At 38.6% G+C, this 1,012-nt stretch carries 2 protein-coding genes; both read left to right on the top strand.

Features of this window, described 5'->3' with window-relative positions:
- Nucleotides 1-272 (top strand): acyl carrier protein (locus F6K53_RS45470; protein ID WP_293087815.1); only part of this gene is annotated, 272 nt, incomplete at its 5' end.
- Between the two features lie 2 nt (nucleotides 273-274).
- The coding region (locus F6K53_RS45465) for a polyketide synthase (RefSeq protein ID WP_293087813.1) at nucleotides 275-1,012 on the top strand (738 nt) is incomplete at its 3' end.

Here is a 1,012-nt window from a genome sequence, read left to right as displayed (position 1 = left end):
TGGAACTGAGAACTCAACTCCAAAAAAGCTTGAATTGTTCTCTGCCTACAACGTTAGCTTTTGAATTTTCAAATATTGTTAGTTTAGCCGACTACATTTCTTCAAAAGTACTTGGTTGGAAAATAAAGAAAAGAGAGCAGTCACAGTTATCTTGTGCTCAAGAACAGAAAGTAAGCAAAATTTTAGAAATAGAAAATTTACCAGAAGAAGATGTTGAATCTTCAATTATTCAGGAATTAGCCGACTTAAAGACTTTACTGTATGAAAATTAGAAATGAACAATTCACCAGATAAAAAAGAAAACCTATCTGCATCAAAACAAGTACTTTTAGCACTTAAGGAAGCAAAAAATAGAATAGAGGCACTAGAGTATACTAAAACAGAACCAATTGCAGTTGTTGGTATGGCTTGTCGCTTTCCTGGAGGAGCTGATAGCCCCCAAAAATTATGGCAATTACTGTCTGATGGAGTGGATGCAATTAGGGAAATTCCTCCAAAACGCTGGAATGTTGATAACTACTACGACCCAAACCCAGAAACTCCAGGAAAAATGTATACCCGCTCTGGAGGATTTTTACAGGAAGATATAGACCAATTTGATCCTCTGTTTTTTAGTATTTCAGAGCGAGAAGCTATCAGCATTGACCCACAACATCGCCTACTATTGGAAGTAAGTTGGGAAGCACTGGAAAATGCTGGATATATTCCTCATAGATTGCATAATAGTTTAACAGGAGTATTTGTAGGTATTACTAATTGCGAGTATCAGGTGATTACCGGACAAGCTAGAGAAAGTAATGTTGCACCCTATAGAATCACTGGATTACCATTGAATGCTGCAGCAGGTCGTTTATCCTACACGCTGGGACTAACTGGCCCTTCTATGGCAATAGATACAGCCTGTTCTTCTTCTCTCGTTGCTATCCATCAAGCCTGCCAAAGCTTGCGATCGCAAGAATGTCACATGGCTTTAGCAGGAGGGGTTAATCTATGGCTATTGCCAGAACCATTG

Source organism: Moorena sp. SIO4A1, assembly GCF_010672065.1.
Taxonomy (GTDB): Bacteria; Cyanobacteriota; Cyanobacteriia; order Cyanobacteriales; family Coleofasciculaceae; genus Moorena.
This window is presented reverse-complemented; position numbering and strand designations above follow the sequence as displayed.